General features: G+C 73.3%; 17 protein-coding genes. 8 read left to right on the forward strand and 9 right to left on the reverse strand.

The features are described 5' to 3' along the window. Positions 1–139: 139 nt before the first annotated feature. From ACW69E_RS10000 to ACW69E_RS10030, 7 genes are all read right to left on the reverse strand, one after another. Positions 140–970, reverse strand: a complete 831-nt coding sequence (locus ACW69E_RS10000) for an ABC transporter ATP-binding protein (protein WP_457497805.1) — start codon at positions 968–970, stop codon at positions 140–142. Continuing rightward, positions 957–1,904, reverse strand: a complete 948-nt coding sequence (locus tag ACW69E_RS10005; RefSeq protein WP_457497806.1) for an ABC transporter permease — start codon at positions 1,902–1,904, stop codon at positions 957–959. The genes ACW69E_RS10000 and ACW69E_RS10005 overlap by 14 nt, the downstream gene beginning before the upstream one ends. A gap of 97 nt (positions 1,905–2,001) precedes the next feature. Continuing rightward, on the reverse strand, positions 2,002–2,874 hold the full coding sequence (locus ACW69E_RS10010) for a glycosyltransferase family 2 protein (RefSeq protein ID WP_457497976.1): 873 nt from the start codon (positions 2,872–2,874) through the stop codon (positions 2,002–2,004). 50 nt (positions 2,875–2,924) lie between these two features. Further along, complete coding sequence (locus ACW69E_RS10015; RefSeq protein WP_457497807.1) at positions 2,925–3,710, reverse strand: CDP-alcohol phosphatidyltransferase family protein; 786 nt, start codon at positions 3,708–3,710, stop codon at positions 2,925–2,927. After that, positions 3,688–4,749, reverse strand: coding sequence for an iron-containing alcohol dehydrogenase family protein (locus tag ACW69E_RS10020; protein WP_206347845.1), 1,062 nt, complete (start codon positions 4,747–4,749; stop codon positions 3,688–3,690). The genes ACW69E_RS10015 and ACW69E_RS10020 overlap by 23 nt, the downstream gene beginning before the upstream one ends. Next, positions 4,737–5,486 carry a phosphocholine cytidylyltransferase family protein gene (locus ACW69E_RS10025; RefSeq protein ID WP_457497808.1) on the reverse strand — a complete coding sequence of 250 codons (750 nt, stop codon included), beginning with the start codon at positions 5,484–5,486 and terminating at the stop codon, positions 4,737–4,739. The genes ACW69E_RS10020 and ACW69E_RS10025 overlap by 13 nt, the downstream gene beginning before the upstream one ends. Continuing rightward, positions 5,483–7,378: a DUF5941 domain-containing protein gene (locus ACW69E_RS10030; protein WP_457497809.1), complete on the reverse strand. Its 1,896-nt coding sequence runs from the start codon at positions 7,376–7,378 to the stop codon at positions 5,483–5,485. Before ACW69E_RS10030 ends, ACW69E_RS10025 begins: the two co-directional genes overlap by 4 nt. A 290-nt stretch (positions 7,379–7,668) precedes the next feature. Here ACW69E_RS10030 and galE point away from each other — a divergent pair, with 290 nt between their 5' ends. The 3 genes from galE (at position 7,669) to idi (ending at position 10,501) form a co-directional block, all read left to right on the forward strand. Next, entirely contained in the window at positions 7,669–8,676 is a 1,008-nt protein-coding gene (gene galE, locus ACW69E_RS10035) for a UDP-glucose 4-epimerase GalE (RefSeq protein WP_457497810.1), read from the forward strand. A 178-nt stretch (positions 8,677–8,854) separates the two neighbouring features. Further along, the gene (locus tag ACW69E_RS10040; RefSeq protein ID WP_237875928.1) at positions 8,855–9,793 is read left to right on the forward strand and encodes a cation diffusion facilitator family transporter; all 939 of its coding nucleotides are present in this window, start codon (positions 8,855–8,857) and stop codon (positions 9,791–9,793) included. 147 nt (positions 9,794–9,940) lie between these two features. After that, a complete protein-coding gene (gene idi, locus ACW69E_RS10045) occupies positions 9,941–10,501 on the forward strand; it encodes an isopentenyl-diphosphate Delta-isomerase (RefSeq protein ID WP_457497811.1) in 561 nt (186 codons plus the stop codon). A gap of 67 nt (positions 10,502–10,568) precedes the next feature. Here the strand turns inward: idi and ACW69E_RS10050 are convergent, their stop codons facing one another. Further along, complete coding sequence (locus ACW69E_RS10050; RefSeq protein WP_457497812.1) at positions 10,569–11,195, reverse strand: ATP-binding protein; 627 nt, start codon at positions 11,193–11,195, stop codon at positions 10,569–10,571. Between the two features lie 251 nt (positions 11,196–11,446). Here ACW69E_RS10050 and ACW69E_RS10055 point away from each other — a divergent pair, with 251 nt between their 5' ends. The 5 genes from ACW69E_RS10055 (at position 11,447) to ACW69E_RS10075 (ending at position 17,140) form a co-directional block, all read left to right on the forward strand. After that, positions 11,447–12,241 (forward strand): enoyl-CoA hydratase/isomerase family protein, encoded by a 795-nt coding sequence (locus ACW69E_RS10055; RefSeq protein ID WP_457497813.1) that lies wholly within the window; start codon positions 11,447–11,449, stop codon positions 12,239–12,241. A gap of 9 nt (positions 12,242–12,250) precedes the next feature. Next, positions 12,251–13,114, forward strand: a complete 864-nt coding sequence (locus ACW69E_RS10060; RefSeq protein WP_457497814.1) for an SCO6745 family protein — start codon at positions 12,251–12,253, stop codon at positions 13,112–13,114. A 138-nt stretch (positions 13,115–13,252) separates the two neighbouring features. After that, positions 13,253–13,378 (forward strand): LPFR motif small protein, encoded by a 126-nt coding sequence (locus tag ACW69E_RS10065; RefSeq protein ID WP_256462270.1) that lies wholly within the window; start codon positions 13,253–13,255, stop codon positions 13,376–13,378. Between the two features lie 90 nt (positions 13,379–13,468). Continuing rightward, entirely contained in the window at positions 13,469–15,925 is a 2,457-nt protein-coding gene (locus ACW69E_RS10070) for a Tex family protein (RefSeq protein ID WP_457497977.1), read from the forward strand. 234 nt (positions 15,926–16,159) lie between these two features. Beyond that, positions 16,160–17,140 (forward strand): acyl-ACP desaturase, encoded by a 981-nt coding sequence (locus ACW69E_RS10075; protein WP_457497815.1) that lies wholly within the window; start codon positions 16,160–16,162, stop codon positions 17,138–17,140. Between the two features lie 81 nt (positions 17,141–17,221). Here the strand turns inward: ACW69E_RS10075 and ACW69E_RS10080 are convergent, their stop codons facing one another. Further along, on the reverse strand, positions 17,222–17,917 hold the full coding sequence (locus ACW69E_RS10080; protein WP_457497816.1) for an ester cyclase: 696 nt from the start codon (positions 17,915–17,917) through the stop codon (positions 17,222–17,224). Positions 17,918–17,968: the final 51 nt, after the last annotated feature.

Here is a 17,968-nt window from a genome sequence, read left to right on the forward strand (position 1 = left end):
CCCCGGGGCCCGCCGCCCGCCCCGCCGCGCCCCCGGGCGGGTATTTGACCCCCCCCCGGGGGCCGGGCGGGGGGGGGGGGGGCCCCCCCCCCCCCCCGGGGGGCGGGGCCGATCCACACCCGGATGGCGGCACGAGCGGTTACTTGCGGGTGAACTCCTCGTACGCCTTCATCACTTCCTCGGTCGGGCCGTCCATGCGCAGCTCGCCGCTCTCCAGCCACAGCACCCGGTCGCAGGTGTCCCGGATGGACTTGTTGTTGTGGCTGACCAGGAAGACCGTCCCGGCCTCCTTGCGCAGCTCGCGGATGCGGGCCTCCGAGCGCTTCTGGAACTTCTTGTCGCCCGTCGCCAGCGCCTCGTCGATCATCAGCACGTCGTGGTCCTTGGCGGCGGCGATGGAGAACCGCAGCCGGGCCGCCATGCCGGAGGAGTAGGTCCGCATCGGCAGGCTGATGAAGTCGCCCTTGTCGTTGATTCCGGAGAAGTCGACGATGTCCTGGTAGCGCTCCTGGATCTGGGCCTTGGACATACCCATCGCCAGTCCGCCCAGTATGACGTTGCGCTCACCGGTCAGGTCGTTCATCAGAGCGGCGTTGACGCCCAGCAGGGAGGGCTGGCCGTCGGTGTAGACCCTGCCGCGCTCGGCCGGCAGCAGGCCCGCGATGGCGCGCAGCAGCGTGGACTTGCCCGAGCCGTTGGAGCCGATCAGGCCGATGGCCTCGCCGCGGTAGGCGGTGAAGCTGACGCCCTTGACCGCGTGCACCTCGCGCACGTTCCCACCCGGCCTGCGGCGGATGATCCGGTTGAGGGCCGCCGTGGCACTGCCCCTTCCCCGGGCGCCACCGTTGACGCGGTAGACGATGTGCAGGCCGTCGGCGATGACGGTCGGCCGGCGTTCGGCGGCGGCCTCCGCGCCCTCCGTCTCCTTGTCCGCCGACGCGGCGGTCGCGCTCTTCTCAGCCACGGCCATAACGCTCCTCCGCCTTCCAGAAGTACACGAATCCGCCGAGGCCGATCACCACGGCCCACCCCGCGGCCAGTGCCCAGGCGTACGGCGGGAGGTCGGCGGGGGTGTAGCCGTCGATGAGCGCGAAGCGCATGAGGTCCATGTAGACGGCCGCGGGGTTGGCCTGGATGGCGAAGACCAGCCACTCCGGAGCGCTGGTGCGCTCCCTGAGCATGTACTCCAGGGAGTACATCACGCCCGACGCGTACATCCAGGTGCGCATCACGAAGGGCATCAGCTGGGCGAGGTCCGGGGTCTTGCTCCCCAGCCGGGCCATGATCATCGCCAGGCCGGTGTTGAAGACCAGCTGAAGGGCCAGGATCGGCACCACCAGCAGCCAGGTCCACCGCGGGTAGTGGCCGAAGCCGAGGAGGATGGCCCCCAGGACGATCATCGAGTAGAGCAGTTGCTGGAGCTGCTGCAGGGAGAAGGAGATGGGCAGCGAGGCCCTCGGGAAGTGCAGGGCCCGCACCAGGCCCAGGTTGCCGGAGATGGAGCGGACGCCCGACATCACCGAGGTCTGTGTGAAGGTGAAGACGAAGACGCCCGTGACCAGGAAGGGGACGTAGTTCCCGTTGCCGCCCGGCACTCCCTCGCGTCCGCCCAGCAGGATGCCGAAGACGAAGAAGTACACCGCGGCGTTCAGCAGCGGGGTCGCCACCTGCCACAGCTGGCCCAGCTTGGCCTGGCTGTACTGGGCCATGAGTTTCGCCCGGGAGAAGGCGAGGATGAAGTGCCGCCGCGCCCACAACTGCCGGACGTACTCCGTCAGGGAGGGCCGGGCACCGCTCACCGTCAACCCGTACTTGGCGGCGAGTTCGGCCGGGGACAGGCCGTCGTCTGGTGAACGCGGGGGCTCGCCCGTCGCGATCGCACCACCGTGCGTTGTCTCGCTCACGTTGAAACTTTCGTCCTCACAGTGCGCAGCCGGGATGGAATGAGCGCAGCGGGCCCCGGCTCCTGTCACCGGACCCGATGCTCTCAGACAGAGCTTGTCAGATGACGGGAGGGCGGCCCAGCCGGGTCAGACGCCACACCGTACGCCACTTCATGGGACGGCGAGGACCGCACGGGGTCGTCCAGCCCTCCCGGAAACCGCCCAGCCAGGCGCGCAGCGCGGGGCGCGAGGGGCGCCGGGCGAGGGTCAGCAGCAGCCATACGCCCAGGTAGAGGGGGATCAGCGGCAGCGGCAGGTTGCGCCGGGCCAGCCACACGCGGTTGCGGGCGACCATGCGGTGGTAGACCGCGTGGCGGCTGGGGAGGGTGGTGGGGTGGTGGAGCACCATGTCCGCGCGGTAGTCGATCATCCACCCCGCGTCCAGCGCCCGCCAGGCCAGGTCGGTCTCCTCGTGCGCGTAGAAGAACTCGTCCGGCAGCCCGCCGACCTCCTGGAAGACCGCCGTGCGCACGGCGTTGGCGCCGCCGAGGAAGGTCGTCACGCGCGAGGAGCGCATCGGGTCCGAGGCGCGCAGCCGCGGCACGTGGCGGCGCTGGGTGGCCCCGGTGTCCGGGTCGGCGATACGGAAGCTGATGATGCCCAGCTCCGGATCGGCGGTGAACGCCTGCCGGACCAGCTCGGCGGTGTCGGTGTTCGGCAGCAGCCCGTCGTCGTCGAGGAAGAGCAGGGCGTCCACCCCGCTCCCACCGGGCCCGAACGCCTCGATGCCGACGTTGCGGCCGCCGGGGATGCCCAGGTTCTCCGGCAGCTCCACCGTCCGCACCCCCTGCGGGAGCTCCGGCAGCGGGGCGCCGTTGCCGACGACCACCACCTGGACCGGGTCGCCGTCCTGCTTGGCGACCGAGTCCAGCAGGGCGCGCAGCTCCTCGGGGCGGTTGCCCATGGTGAGGACGACCGCGCCCAGTGTCAGGGGCCTGCCGGAGGAGGGCCGCGCGCCCTCGGTCATGTCGTTCACCGCCTTCACCGCAGCCGGCTCGAAGCCAGGATGGACACCAGGTGCAGCAGCGTCTGCAGGACCGCGATGGCCGCCAGGACGGCGACGCCCAGCCGGGTGAAGAACAGACCGCCGTGCACCGCGTCGGCGACCGCCACCGCCAGGATCACCAGGGATGCCTCGACGCCGCCGACCAGCCGGTGGAACTTCAGCGCCGCGGCCGCCCGGCGGGCCAGCGCCAGCCCCGAGGAGCGGGGCACGGCCGCCTCGTCCTTCACCGCGGGCAGACCGCTGCGGGAGCGGGCGACGTCCACCAGATCGGTCTCGGCCTTGATCAGGATCGCGCCCAGCGCGGCCACGGTGCCCAGGAAGGCCCACAGCCAGTTCGCGGAGGCTCCCTCGGTGCGGAAGACGTCCGCGGCCCGCACCCCGAAGCCGACCAGCAGCGCCGCCTCGGCCAGGTAGTGGCCCACCCGGTCGAGGTAGACGCCGGTGATGGAGGTCTGCTTGCGCCAGCGGGCGACCTCGCCGTCCACGCAGTCCAGCAGCAGGTAGAACTGGATCAGCAGGGCGGCCAGGACGGCCCCGGCCGGGCCGGGCACCAGCAGTACGGCGCCGGCCGCCACACCGGCGACCACCATCAGATAGGTGAGCTGGTTGGGCGTTATCCGGGTGTTCACCAGATGCCGGGTCCAGCGCAGCGAGATCTCCCGCATGTACAGGCGCCCGGCCCAGTGCTCACCGCTGCGCCGGTCCTTCACCCCGGCGGGGTGGACGACCGGGCGGAGTTCAGCTACTGACGGCTTTGACATAGTCGGCGTACGCGTCCCTGATCTGGTCGGTGGACAGGTCCAGGTGCTCGATGATCGTGTAGCGCCCGGGCCGGGTCTGCGGCGCGTACTCCACCGCGCGCACGAACTCGTCCTCGTCGAAGCCGATCTCGCCGGGCAGTACGGGCAGGCCGTGGCGGCGCAGCACGTCGACGATCAGCGCCGTCTGCTCCTCGGCCCCGCGCAGGTGCATCGCGAAGGCGGCGCCGAGCCCGCACTGCTCGCCGTGGGCGGCGGCGCGCTTGGGGTAGAGCAGGTCGAAGGCGTGGTTGATCTCGTGGCAGGCACCGGAGGCGGGGCGGCTGTCGCCGGCGACCGACATGGAGATGCCGGTGAGCACCAGCCCCTCGGCCAGCACCGTGAGGAACTCGTCGTCGCCGCAGCCGCCCGGGTGGCGCAGCACCGCCTCGCCGGCCTGGCGGGCCATGGCGGCGGCCAGGCCGTCGATCGACTCGCCGGTGACCTTGTGGGAGAGCTCCCAGTCGGCGACGGCGGAGATGTTGGAGATCACGTCGCCCACACCCGAGCGCACGAAGCGGATCGGGGCCTCGCGGATGACGTCGAGGTCGATCACGATCGCGATCGGGTTCGGCACGCCGTACGAGCCGCGGCCGGCGTCGTTGTCGAGCGTGGCCACCGGCGAGCACAGGCCGTCGTGGCTGAGGTTGGTGGCGACGGCGACCAGCGGCAGGCCGATGCGCGCGGCGGCGAACTTGGCGCAGTCGATGATCTTGCCGCCGCCCATGCCGACGACCGCGTCGTAGTGGCCGGACTTCATCGCGTCGGCCAGCTTGATCGCGTTGTCCAGTGTCCCGCCGCCGACCTCGTACCAGTCGGCGCCCGGCAGGGCGGGCGCGAACCGCTCGCGCAGGGCCGCGCCCGAGCCGCCGCTGATGGCGATGGCGAGCTTGCCGGAGGCCGAGATGCGCTGGTCGACCAGGAGGGTCGCCAGGTCGTCCAGCGCACCGGGCCTGATGTCGACGACGACCGGCGAGGGGATGAGCCGGGTCAGTACTGGCACGCGATCTCCCGCGCCTTGTTCAGGTCGTCGTGGTTGTCGATCTCGACCCACTTCACGTCGCCGATGGCGGCGGTGTCGATGGTCAGGCCGCGGTCGACCATCTCCTGGTAGCCGTCCTCGTAGTACAGCTGCGGGTCGCGCTCGAAGGTGGCCTTCAGCGCGTCGGCCAGGTCGGCGGCGGCGTCGCCCTCGATGAGGGTCACGCCGATGTACTCGCCGGTGGCGTCGGCCGGGTCCATCAGCTTGGTGATGCGGCGCACGCCCCTGCCGGGCTCGGTGACGACCTTCATCTCCTCGTCGGCCAGCTTCTTGACCGTGTCGAGGGCGAGGATGATCCGCTGCCCCTTGCCGCGGGCCTGGAGCAGCGTCTGCTCGACGGAGACGGGGTGGACGGTGTCGCCGTTGGCCAGGATCACGCCCTCCTTGATGACGTCCCGGGCGCACCACAGGGAGTAGGCGTTGTTCCACTCCTCGGCCTTGTCGTTGTCCACCAGGTGGAGCTTGACGCCGTACTTCTTCTCCAGGGCCGCCCTGCGCTCGTAGACGGCCTCCTTGCGGTAGCCCACGACCACGGCGGCGTCGGTGAGGCCGACCTCGCGGAAGTTGCCGAGGGTGAGGTCCAGCACGGTGGTGGTGCCCTCGCCCGCCGGGTCCACCGGCACCAGGGCCTTGGGAAGGGTGTCGGTGTAGGGGCGCAGACGCCGTCCGGCGCCGGCGGCCAGCACGAGGCCGATCATGCGGGTTCTCCTGTTTCGTCGTGTACGGCGGGTGCGTGTGAGGACACCCAGAAACGGACGCTCTCGGTGAGCACCGTGAGCGCCAGGGCCCCGGCCAGGGCCGTGAGCGCGATCGTGAAACCCTGCCCGGCGGCCCAGAGGGCGGCGGCGGCCGTGACCGCCACAGCGCGTCCCTCGTGCCCGCCGATCGCCCGCACCAGCCGGTGCGGCGGGGCGCCGGTGCCGCCGCGAATGCGGTACACCGTGTCGTAGTGATGGTAGGCGACCGCCGCGACCAGCCCGAACGCGGCGGGCAGGGCCCCCTCCGCGTCCGACCGGGCGGCGAGTACCAGGACCGTGGTGTACTCCGCCGCGCGGAAGAGGGGCGGCACCAGCCAGTCCAGCGGGCCCGTCAGCGGGCGGGCGACGGCCAGCCCGGACAGGACCGCGTAGCCGAGCGCGGCGGCCGGCAGCCAGGGGCCGACCGGGGCCCACAGCGCGGCGGCCACCAGGGCCGCCGCGCCGAGCAGGGCCAGGGCCGGGGCGGCGAAAGCGGACGGCCGCGCCCCGCGCGTCCGGGACACGGCGGCCCGGGCCACGCCCTCGGCCAGCGGTCCGGAGTCGGCCAGCTCGGCCAGGGCCCGCGCGGCGCGGTCGGTGCGCACGCCCTTTCGGGCCAGGGAGCGCAGCACCCGCCCGGCGGTGGTGTAGCAGGCGGCGAACGCGCAGCCGACCAGCAGCACGGTGAAGGTGGTGCGGGGGGTGGTGAAGGCGGTGAGGACGGCGATCAGCGCCCAGCGTTCGCCGATCGGCAGCACGATCATGCGGCGGGCCCACACCGTCCAGCCGACCCGGTCGAGCTTCCCCGACAGGGCGGCGGCGGGATCGGCGCTCCCGGTGGCGGGCTCCCCCTCGCGCTCCCGGGCGCCGTCCCTCCTGTAGTGGTCGGCCTCGTTGAAGGAGAAGTCCACCACGTGCCGGCAGGTCTGGAGCACCATCGCGCCCAGCGCCAGGGCCCACACGTCGTCGCCGCCGCGGGCCGCGCCGAGGGCCAGGCCCGCGTAGTAGGCGTACTCCTTGGCCCGGTCGAAGGTGGCGTCCAGCCAGGCTCCGAGCGTGGAGTACTTCAGCGCGTAACGGGCGAGCTGGCCGTCGGTGCAGTCCAGCACGAACGAGGCGATCAGCAGCACCCCGGCCGCGGCGAAGCCGCCGCGGGTGCCGGTGGCCGCGCAGGCGGCGGCGACCAGCGCGGTGAGCAGCGAGGCGGTGGTCACCTGGTTGGGGGTGAGTCCGCGCCGGGCGCACCAGCGGGCGAGGTAGCGGGAGTAGGGGCTGACGAGGAAGGTGGTGAAGAAGCCGTCGCGGGACTTCACCGCCGAGCGCAGCCGCACCCGCTCCTCGTCGACGGCCGCCACGGCCCGCTCGGCATCGGCCCGCTGCGCGCCGTCGGCGGGCACGGCGGCGACGAGGACGCCCAGCTCGGGGCGGTGCACGGCCGGAGCACGGTCGTCCGCCTCCAGGGCGGCGGCCGCCCGGTCGGGCAGTCCGGCCGGCTCGGGGGCGGCGGTGCGTGCCGCGCCTCCCGCCGCGGAGGACGCGGACGGCGCCGCGGCCGTGGAAGCGGCGGACACGGCGCGGGCCAGGGCGGCGCGCGCCCCGGGCCGGACGGCCAGCGCGCCGGGGATCGCGGCGGCGGGGAAGCGCGGGTCGGTCAGGGCCAGCCGCAGGCTGTGCGTGTGCCCGACGAAGCGGGGGTCGACGAGGGCGACGCGCTCACCGGCCGGGACGGCCGCCAGCGCCGTCTCCACCCCGGCGGCGTCCTGCGCCACCCGCACGTCGAAACCCAGCGACCGCAGACCGCCCTCCAGGGGCGCCCCCGCGACCGGCGGACCGGTGAGAATGGCGGTCGACAAGAACGAACTCACTCCTTGGAAGCCGTACCGTCCGCGGCGCGGTCCGTAAGCGAGCGGCATCCGGGCAGCGGTCACAGTGCGCCATCGCCCGTTCGGGGCAGGCAGCACGTGGCCAGAGGTTATCGGATAGGTGGAAGCGCCCGTTCACCCCGCATTCACCGGGCGGAAGCGCCCCCGCGTCACGAAAGGTGACAGAACACCACGGACCGCGTTCCAGGATCCTCGATCCCGCCGACTCGCACAAGGAGCGCGTCCGCGACGGCCCGCGACCGGTGGTTAGGCTGCGGGACATGACGTGGCTGGTGACCGGAGGGATCGGATACGTCGGCGCCCATGTGGCGCGGGCGATGGCGGAGGCCGGGGAGAGGGTCGTCGTGCTCGACGACGTCTCCAGCGGCCTGCCCGAGCGGCTGCCGCCCGGCGTGCCCCTGGTACGCGGCTCGGTCGCCGACCGCGCCCTGCTCGACCGCACGATCGCCGGGCACGAGGTCGCCGGCGTGGTGCATCTGGCGGCGAAGAAGCAGGTGGGCGAGTCGGTGGAGCATCCGCTGACGTACTACCGGGAGAACCTGTACGGGCTCACGGTGCTGCTGGAGGCCGTGGCCGCCGCCGGGGTGCGGCGCTTCGTGTTCTCCTCCTCCGCCGCCGTCTACGGCATGCCGGACGTGGACCCGGTCACCGAGGACACACCTTGCGTCCCGATGAGCCCCTACGGCGAGACGAAGCTGGCGGGCGAGTGGCTGGTGCGAGCCGCGGGGCGGGCGCACGGGCTGTCCACCGCCTGCCTGCGCTACTTCAACGTGGCGGGGGCCGCGCGGCCGGAACTGTCCGACGTCGGCGTGTCCAATGTCATCCCGATGTTCTTCGACGCCCTCACGCGCGGCGAGGCCCCGCGGATCTTCGGCGACGACTACCCCACCCCCGACGGCACCTGCGTGCGCGACTACATCCACGTCGCCGATCTGGCCGAGGCCCATCTGTCCGCCGCCCGCCGTCTGGCCGGGCTCCCGGCCGGCGGGGACCTGACGGTGAACGTGGGCACCGGCGAGGGCGTGTCGGTGCGGGAGCTGGCCGACCTCGTCGCCGAGGTCACCGGTATCCGCGAGCCCGCCCCGGTGGTCGTCCCGCGCCGCCCCGGGGATCCCGCGCGGGTGGTGGCCTCGGCCGAGCGGATCGGCGTGGAGCTGGGCTGGACGCCCCGGTACGGGGTGCGCGAGATGGTGGCCTCGGCCTGGGAGGGCCGGCGCCTGCGCGGCGCCGGCGGTCTCCAGCGGGGGGCGGCCGCGCTCCCCGAGTGATCCGGGCCGGTCCCCCGAACGAGCGGACCCCGTCCGCCAGGTGACTGGAAAGCGCAGGTCAGAGGGGATGACAACGGTGTTCAGTGCCGCGTTGCCCCATACCCCCCGCCCGTAGTTCACTGGGATCGTCCGCACCGGTTCGCAAGCGGCACCGGCCGCCGTACGGGAGGCATCGTTCATGGGCGCAGGGCACAACCACGGCGGGCCGCGGCCGGCCGGGCCGGGTACGGCGGGAGCCGCGTACCGGGGTCGGCTGCGCGCGGCACTGGCCATCGCGGTCGTCCTGCTGCTCGCCGAGCTCGCGGGCGCCGCGCTGACCGGTTCACTGGCGCTGCTGGCGGACGCCGGGCATGTGGCCACCGACGCGGTCGGCATCGGGATGGCGCTGCTGGCGATCCACGTCGCCAACCGGCCCGGCAGCGAGCGGCGCACCTTCGGCCTCGCCCGGGCCGAGATCCTCGCCGCGCTGCTCAACGCCCTGCTGCTGCTGGGGGTGGGCGGCTACATCCTGGTGGAGGCCGTCGAGCGGCTGCGCCATCCCGAGGAGGTGCCCGGCGGGCTGACGGTCCTGTTCGGCGTCGTCGGCCTGGCCCTCAACGGCCTGTCCCTGGCCCTGCTGATGCGCGGGCAGCGGGAGAGCCTGAACGTGCGGGGCGCCTTCCTGGAGGTGGCGGCGGACGCCCTGGGCTCGGTGGCGGTGATCGCCGCCGCGCTGGTGATCATGTTCACCGGCTGGCGGCAGGCCGACCCCGTCGCCTCGCTGCTGATCGCGGTGCTGATCGTGCCGCGGACGGTGCGGCTGGCGCGCGAGGCGATCGATGTCCTGCTGGAGGCCGCGCCCCGGAACGTGGACATGGCCGGGGTGCGGGCGCACATCCTGGGCGTGCCCGGCGTGGAGGACCTGCACGACCTGCACGTGTGGACCATCACCTCCGGCATGCCGGTGCTCTCCGCGCACGTGGTGGTCGGCCGGGAGGCGCTGGAGGCCGAGGGGGGCCACGACAGGATCCTGCGGGACCTCCACGGCTGCCTGGGCCGGCACTTCGACGTCGAGCACTGCACCTTCCAGCTGGAACCGCACGGGCACGCGGCGCGCGAAGGGCGGCTGTGCCACTGACGCCGCGCGCGGCGCCCCCGGCCGGCGCCGGCGGGGTTCCGTACCGACCGCCCGGCGAGCGGCCCCCGTCCGTGTACGGCACACTGGAGCGGACAGTCGGAACATAGGAGAAATGCCGTTCCGGCACATGCGCGGTGAAGGGCGGACATGACCAACGGCACGGCGGACCCGATCATGCTCGAGCTGGTCGACGAGGACGGCAGGACGATCGGGACCGCGGAGAAGCTCTCCGCCCACCAGGCCCCGGGCCGGCTGCACCGGGCCTTCTCCGTCTTCCTCTTCGACGAGATGGGCCGGCTGCTGCTCCAGCGCAGGGCGCTGGGCAAGTACCACTCCCCCGGCGTGTGGTCCAACACCTGCTGCGGCCACCCCTATCCCGGCGAGCGGCCCTTCGCCGCCGCCGCGCGGCGGGTCGGCGAGGAGCTGGGCGTGGCGCCCCAGCTGATGCGGGAGGCGGGGACGGTGCGCTACAACCACCCGGACCCGGCGTCCGGCCTGGTCGAGCAGGAGTACAACCACCTCTTCGCGGGGCTGGTGCGGGACATGCCCCGGCCGGACCCGGAGGAGATCGCCGAGACCGCGTTCGTGACGCCCGAGGAGCTGCTCAAGCGGCACGAGGCGGAGCCGTTCTCGGCCTGGTTCATGACGGTGCTGGACGCGGCGCGCGGCGGCATCCGCGAGGTGACCGGGGCCTCGGCCGGCTGGTGAAGCACCCGGGGCGGCGGGCCGGCGGCCGTGCCCGCGCCGGTGGCCGTGCTCACGGCGACGACGGCTCTCACGGCGCCGGCGGCAGGGGGGTCAGCGGCAGCGTGACCCGGACCACCTTGCCGCCGGACGCGGTCCGCTCGGTCTCGCGGAAGCCGCCGGCCTCGGCGACGACGGCCTCGACCAGGAGCAGCCCCCGCCCTCCGGTGTGCTCCCGCTCCGGGACGGCGGCCGGCGCCGCGGGGCGGTAGGGGTGGCCGTCCTCGACGCCCAGGCGCACCCGGCCGGCGTCGAGGCGGACCTCGACGCCGATCTCCGTGGAGAGCAGGGCCGCGTGCCGCACGGCGTTGGTGACCAGCTCGGAGAGGATCAGCAGCAGGCCGTCCATCAGCTCGTCGGCGAGTGGGGCCCCTCTGCGGCCGAGGAGGTCCCGCACGGCATGGCGCGCCCGGGGCACGGAGGACTCGTGCACCGGGACGGCGAAGCGCCATGCGCCCTCGTACGGCCGGGGGCGATTGCGGGGCGGGGGCTCGGGCCGGGCGTACGGCTGCGGCTGCGGCTGCTCCCGTGGCCGTTCCCGCGGCTGCTCCTGCGGGTGGGGGCGGAGTCGTGGTCGCGGCGGCGCGGCGGGACGGCCGGGCGCCGCCACCGGCGCCCGGCCGTCCCGGTCAGGGATGAAGTCCCCGCGGATGTCCATCTGCCGCACCCCGATCTCGGCTCCCGCCGGCCGCTTCTGTCCGGCTCCGTTCCGGGCCGGTCCCGGACCGGTTCTCCGAAGAGTGTCGGCCCGCGGTGCGTACGGCCCGCTCCCGTGACTGCAAGTCGGCACTTATCGATGGCAATTGACAGAAAGACTTACGCGCCGTTCGCGGCCGTGACCGGCCTTGCGCGATCGTTTCTGCCGCCCCCGTCGCGGCCCCCGCGCCTCCTGCCGTTACGATCCGGCCCATGTCCGCGCACACCCCGCCGGCCGGCGGCCCGGCCCTGCCGGTCTCCGTCCAGGACGGCGTCGCCACCCTCACCATCGACAATCCGGCCAAGCGCAACGCGATGACGCCGGACATGTGGCGGCGGATGCCCGCCGTGCTGGAGCGGCTCGCCGCCGACCCCGCCGTACGGGCCCTGGTCCTCACCGGCGAGGGCGGCACCTTCTGCGCGGGCGCCGACATCTCCGCCCTGCGCGAGGGCGACGAGGAGTCCCGCCGTCTGGCGGTGGCCGCCGAGGAGGCGCTGGCGGCCTTCCCCCGGCCCACGCTCGCGGCTGTGCGCGGGCACTGCGTGGGCGGTGGCTGCCAGCTCGCCGTCGCCTGCGACCTGCGCTTCGCCGCCGAGGGAGCCCTGTTCGGCATCACCCCGGCCAGGCTCGGCATCGTCTACGGCGCCTCCTCCACCCGGCGCCTGGTCTCCCTGGTCGGCCCGGCCACCGCCAAGTACCTGCTGTTCTCGGGTGAGTTGATCGGCACCGAGCGGGCCCTGCGCACCGGGCTGGTCGACGAGGTGCACCCGGAGGGCGAACTGGAGGAGCGGGTCGCGGCGTTCGCGCGGCTGCTCGTCTCGCGCTCGCAGCTCACCCAGGCCGCCGCCAAGGAGTTCGCCTGCGGCGCCGGGGCCGGCCCCGTGCCGCCGGAGCGGATCGCGTACTGGGAGGAGCGCGCCCGGGAGAGCGGTGAGCGCGCCGAGGGCGTGGCCGCCTTCCTGGAACGGCGCTCTCCGGTCTTCACCTGGCCACTTACCGACGGGTAGCGTGCGGGTATGACGTCCCTCCCCGCCAAAGCCGGACGGCGCTGCCACAACGTCGTCAACCCGCTGCACTCGGCTCTCTACTTCGCCCCCGACCTGGCCCGCGAGCTGGCCCCCTACGGCATCGAGGACCCCTCCGCGGTCTACTTCGCCGGCCGTGCCGCGGCGCTGGGCCGGGTCGGTCCCGGGGTCGTCACCGCGACCTTCCACAACTTCCACCACGCCCTCGTCGCCCGCCATGTGCCGGCCGTGTGGGAGCAGGCCGCCCCCGAGACCGTGCTCGCCGCCCGGCTGCGCGCCGCCGACTCCATGCTGCGGCGCCTGCTGGGCGAGGAGGCGGTGGCGTCCAAGGAGATGGCCGAGGCCGCCGAACTGGCGCTGCGCGCCGCCGAGGGGTGCGTCCGCCCGGGCCGCCCGCTGTACGCGGCGCTCGCCGACCTTCCCGTGCCCGAGGCGCCGCACCTGGCGCTGTGGCACGGCGCCTCGCTGCTGCGCGAGCACCGCGGCGACGCTCACGTAGCCGTCCTCCAGCACGCCGGGCTGGACCCGGTGGAGGCGCTGGTCAGCCACACCGCCAGCGGCCGCGGCATGAGCCCCAGGTGGGCACTGGCCACCCGCGGCTGGGACCGCCGGGACTGGGAGGAGGCCCAGGAGCGGCTGCGCGGGCGCGGACTGCTGGACGGCGAGGACGGGTTGACCGAGGCCGGCACCGCCCTGCGCAAGGAGCTGGAGGCGGAGACCGACCGGCTGGACGCCGCGCCGTACGAGCACCTGGGCGCGGCGGGCACCGAGCGGCTGACCGAGCTGTGCGGTGCCTTCACCGGCGCGGCCCTCGCCTCGGGCGCCTTCCCCGCCGACCTGTTCGGCAAGGGCTGAGCCCGGCTCGGGGGCTCTCCCGGAAGGGCCCGGCAGGGGTTCCGGGGAGAGCCCCCGGGCGGGGAACCGGGGAGGCGGAAACCGGCCGGAGCGGACAGAAGGTTGTTTGTCCGGCGTGTGAGCGGTCACGTGTACGGCATGTTCAAAGCCATTGCAGACGCACTCCGTACCGTGGGCGGCGCCATCGCGACCGTGGTGACCCTGCCCTTCCGTCTACTGGCCCGCCTCTTCGGCGGGGCTTCGCACGCCGGACGCCGCGTCTGACCGTCCGCCTGTCGGTGCGGCCTGTAACAATGCGGGCTACCGGGGGAGCACCCAGCACCGAGTAAGGCGGAACGGATCGTGACACAGTCCATCGGAGAGACGCCCGTCGAGGGCGCGGCACCGGCCGGCACGTCCGGCGCGGCGTCCGTCGAGGGCAGGATCGCCGAGGAACTCGGCGTACGGGAACGGCAGGTCAGGGCCGCCGTCGAACTGCTCGACGGCGGCTCGACCGTGCCGTTCGTCGCGCGCTACCGCAAGGAGGCCACCGGCGGCCTGGACGACGCGCAGCTGCGCGACCTGGAGGAGCGGCTGCGCTACCTGCGGGAGCTGGAGGAGCGGCGGGCGGCGATCCTGGAGTCCGTGCGCTCCCAGGGCAAGCTCGACGCCGAGCTGGAGGCCCGTATCCGAGCCGCCGACTCCAAGGCCCGCCTGGAGGACGTCTACCTGCCCTACAAGCCCAAGCGGCGCACCAAGGCGCAGATCGCCCGTGAGGCGGGCCTGGAGCCGCTGGCCGACGGCCTGCTGGCCGACCCTTCCGTGGAACCGGCCGCCGCCGCGGCGGCGTTCGTCGACCCGGACAAGGGGGTGGCCGACGCCTCCGCCGCGCTGGAGGGCGCCCGCGCGATCCTGACCGAGCGCTTCGGCGAGGACGCCGACCTGATCGGCGAGCTGCGCGAGACGATGTGGCGGCGCGGCCGGCTGGTGGCGAAGGTGCGCGAGGGCAGGCAGGAGCAGGGCGCCAAGTTCGCCGACTACTTCGACTTCTCCGAGCCCTTCACCGAACTGCCCTCGCACCGGGTGCTGGCGATGCTGCGCGGCGAGAAGGAGGAGGTCCTCGACCTCACCCTGGAACCGGAGCCGGAGCCCGCCGGGGAGGCCGCCGAGGGCGGAGCCCTGCGCGAGACCACCGGCCCCTCCGACTACGAACGCGCGATCGCCCGCCGGTTCGGCGTCGAGGACCACGGCCGCCCGGCCGACCGCTGGCTGGCCGACACCGTGCGCTGGGCCTGGCGCACCCGCATCCTGGTGCACCTGGGCATCGACCTGCGGCTGCGGCTGCGCACCGCCGCCGAGGACGAGGCGGTCGCGGTGTTCGCGGCCAACCTGCGCGACCTGCTGCTGGCCGCCCCCGCCGGCACCCGCGCCACCATGGGGCTGGACCCGGGCTTCCGCACGGGTGTGAAGGTCGCCGTCGTCGACGCCACCGGCAAGGTCGCCGCCACCGAGACGATCTACCCGCACGTCCCGCAGAACCGCTGGAAGGAGTCGCTGGCCACGCTGGCGCGGCTGGCGCGGGAGCACCGGGTGGAGCTGATCGCCGTCGGCAACGGCACCGCCTCCCGGGAGACGGACCGGCTGGCCGCCGAACTGTGCGCGGCGCGGCCGGAGCTGGAGCTGACGAAGGTGATGGTCTCGGAGGCGGGCGCGTCGGTGTACTCCGCCTCCGCCTTCGCCTCCCGCGAACTGCCGGACCTGGACGTCTCGCTGCGCGGCGCGGTCTCCATCGCCCGGCGCCTGCAGGACCCGCTGGCCGAGCTGGTCAAGATCGACCCCAAGTCGATCGGGGTGGGCCAGTACCAGCACGACGTCTCCGAGGTGAAGCTGTCGCGCTCGCTGGACGCGGTGGTGGAGGACTGCGTCAACGGCGTCGGCGTGGACGTCAACACCGCCTCGGCGCCACTGCTGTCGCGGGTGTCGGGCATCGGCGCGGGCCTGGCGGAGAACATCGTCGCCCACCGCGACGCCAACGGCCCCTTCCGCAGCCGCAAGAGCCTCAAGGACGTCCCCCGGCTCGGCCCCAAGGCGTACGAGCAGTGCGCGGGCTTCCTGCGCATCCGCGGCGGGGACGATCCGCTGGACGCCTCCGCCGTCCACCCCGAGGCGTACCCGGTGGTGCGCCGGATGGTGAAGGCGACGGGCAGCGACGTCGCGGCGCTGATCGGCAACACCGAGGTGCTGCGCGGTCTGCGGCCGCAGGAGTTCGTGGACGACACCTTCGGCCTGCCGACGGTGACCGACATCATCAAGGAGCTGGAGAAGCCCGGCCGCGACCCGCGTCCGGCGTTCCGGACGGCCACCTTCAGGGAGGGCGTGGAGAAGATCGGCGACCTGGAGCCGGGCATGGTCCTGGAGGGCGTGGTCACCAACGTCGCCGCGTTCGGCGCCTTCGTGGACGTCGGCGTCCACCAGGACGGCCTGGTCCACGTCTCGGCCATGTCGAAGGCGTTCGTGAAGGACCCGCGCGAGGTGGTGAAGTCCGGCGACGTGGTGAAGGTCAAGGTGCTGGACGTGGACGTGCCGCGCAAGCGGATCTCGCTGACGCTGCGGCTGGACGACGAGACCGGCCCCGGCGCGGGCGACGGCGGCCGCCCGGCACGCGGGCAGCGCGGAGGCGGACAGCGTGAGGGCGGCCGGCGCTCCTCCGCTCCGCGCCCGCGCCAGGGCGACCGTCAGGGCGACCGGCGGGGCGGGGGCGGGCGGGGCCGTGACGCGGCTCCGGCCAACAGCGAGATGGCCGAGGCCCTGCGCCGCGCGGGCCTGCTCTGACACCTGGACGACCCGGCCGGAGGCGGGGCGGCGCACAGCGCCGCCCCGCCTTCCGTTGTTCTTCGCCCCGTCCCCCGGCTCCCGGGGTCCCGCGGCGTGCCCGCCCCCGGGCACGCACGGTCCGTGCCTGCTCACAGAACCGATATTGCCTTTTGCGGACCCATCAACCTACGGTTTCGTAACCTACGGTGTCGTAGGTGCAGTCTCCCCCGTTCCCGCCCCCGTGGAGCTTCTATGACCCTCACCACCCCGCACGCCCCCGGCTCGGAGCAGTGGACGGACGCCCGTCTGCTCTACGCCCTGGAAGAGGTGGTGGAGAAGGAACTCAACCGTCATCTGAAGGTCGCCAAGGACTGGATGCCGCACGAGTACGTCCCCTGGAGCGACGGCCGCAACTTCGACGGCCCGCTCGGCGGCGACCCCTGGGAACCTGAGCAGTCCAAGGTCACCGACATCGGCCGCACCGCCCTGGTGGTCAACCTGCTCACCGAGGACAACCTCCCCAGCTACCACCACGAGATCGCCACCCTCTTCGGCCGCGACGGCGCCTGGGGCACCTGGGTGCACCGCTGGACCGCCGAGGAGGGGCGGCACGGCATCGTGATGCGCGACTACCTGCTGACCTCCCGCGCCGTGGACCCGGTGAAGCTGGAGGAGTTCCGGATGGCGCACATGTCGGAGGGCTTCGAGTCCGACAACCGGCACTCGATGCTCCACTCCGTGGCCTACGTCGCCTTCCAGGAGCTGGCCACCCGCATCTCCCACCGCAACACCGGTCACCAGTCCGGCGATCCGGTCTGCGACCGGATGCTCGCCCGTATCGCCACCGACGAGAACCTGCACATGGTCTTCTACCGCAACCTGCTGCGGGCGTCCTTCGAACTGGCCCCGGACCAGACGATGTCGGCGGTGCGCGACGTGGTGGTGAACTTCCGGATGCCCGGCCACGGCATGCCCGGGTTCGAGCGGGCCGCCGCGCAGATGGCGATCGGCGGGATCTACAACCTGCGGATCCACCACGACGACGTGCTCCAGCCGGTGCTGCGCCATCTGAAGGTCATGGAGATCGGCGGGCTCGGCCCGGAGGGCCTGAAGGCCCAGGAGGAGCTGGGCCTTTACCTGGACGGCCTGGACGACGAGGCCCGCAGACTCGACGAGCGCCTGGCCGCCCGCCGCGCCCGCATCGAGGCCCGCAAGGCGGCCGCCGCCTCCTGAGCGGTTCCCTCCCCGTGACGAGCGAATGGCCTGGACGCGTCCCCGCGCGGGTGCGTCCGGGCCGTTCCCGGTCCGGCCGGATCAGAACTCGACGGCGCCGACCTGCCGCAGCAGTCCGAGGTCGTCCCAGTTCCACCAGCTCTCCGCGATCTTCCCGTCCTCGAAGCGGAAGGTGGCGTGGCCGGTCCCGTTGATCTTCTTGCCGGTGGGCTCCAGTCCCTGGTACGGCCCCGAGTGGCGGCCGGTGTAGGACAGCCGCGCGCAGACCCTGTCGCCCTCGGCGAACAGGTCCTCGATGACCATCACCGGCTGGAACGCCTCCAGGATCTCCTGGTTCTCCTCCTTGGCCTGCGCGAGCCTGACCTCGTAGGAGGAGAGCGAGGGGTCGTGCTCGCGGTAGTCGTCGGTGCACAGCCCGTCGGCCACGTCCAGGTTCCGCCCGTTGATCACCTCCTCGACGAAGGTGCGGGCCACACCGGTGTTGAGCTGCTCGTCCCGGGAGACCTCCAGGTCGGTGAAGGTCGGCTCCTGGTCGCAGGCCTCCACCAGCCGGTGGAAGATCCGGTCGGTCTCGGGCAGGCGGGAGTTGCGCATCGCCTCCTCGTAGGAGGGGAACTCCACGATCTCCACCACGTGGTCGGGGTCGGAGCGGTCGCGCGCGACGACCGAGTGGGTGGCCGTCCGCTTGCCCTGGGTCGCCCGGACCCAGTCGTCCATCAGCCGGTCCACCTCTTCGGCCTGATGGGTCCTGCAGTCGATGACCTGGATGAACGTCATGGTGCCGCCTTCCGCCGTCGGAGGGATCGGGACACTTCCAGGCTATAGCCG

The sequence above is a fragment of the Streptomyces sp. SS8 genome, from assembly GCF_054072955.1.

Coding starts and splice junctions, on each gene's coding strand:
- ACW69E_RS10000 (WP_457497805.1), bottom strand. CDS start 970: ATGGCCGTGGCTGAGAAGAGCGCGACCGCCGCGTCGGCGGACAAGGAG.
- ACW69E_RS10015 (WP_457497807.1), bottom strand. CDS start 3,710: ATGTCAAAGCCGTCAGTAGCTGAACTCCGCCCGGTCGTCCACCCCGCC.
- ACW69E_RS10025 (WP_457497808.1), bottom strand. CDS start 5,486: ATGATCGGCCTCGTGCTGGCCGCCGGCGCCGGACGGCGTCTGCGCCCC.
- galE (WP_457497810.1), top strand. CDS start 7,669: ATGACGTGGCTGGTGACCGGAGGGATCGGATACGTCGGCGCCCATGTG.
- ACW69E_RS10040 (WP_237875928.1), top strand. CDS start 8,855: ATGGGCGCAGGGCACAACCACGGCGGGCCGCGGCCGGCCGGGCCGGGT.
- idi (WP_457497811.1), top strand. CDS start 9,941: ATGACCAACGGCACGGCGGACCCGATCATGCTCGAGCTGGTCGACGAG.
- ACW69E_RS10050 (WP_457497812.1), bottom strand. CDS start 11,195: ATGGACATCCGCGGGGACTTCATCCCTGACCGGGACGGCCGGGCGCCG.
- ACW69E_RS10055 (WP_457497813.1), top strand. CDS start 11,447: ATGTCCGCGCACACCCCGCCGGCCGGCGGCCCGGCCCTGCCGGTCTCC.
- ACW69E_RS10060 (WP_457497814.1), top strand. CDS start 12,251: ATGACGTCCCTCCCCGCCAAAGCCGGACGGCGCTGCCACAACGTCGTC.
- ACW69E_RS10065 (WP_256462270.1), top strand. CDS start 13,253: ATGTTCAAAGCCATTGCAGACGCACTCCGTACCGTGGGCGGCGCCATC.
- ACW69E_RS10075 (WP_457497815.1), top strand. CDS start 16,160: ATGACCCTCACCACCCCGCACGCCCCCGGCTCGGAGCAGTGGACGGAC.
- ACW69E_RS10080 (WP_457497816.1), bottom strand. CDS start 17,917: ATGACGTTCATCCAGGTCATCGACTGCAGGACCCATCAGGCCGAAGAG.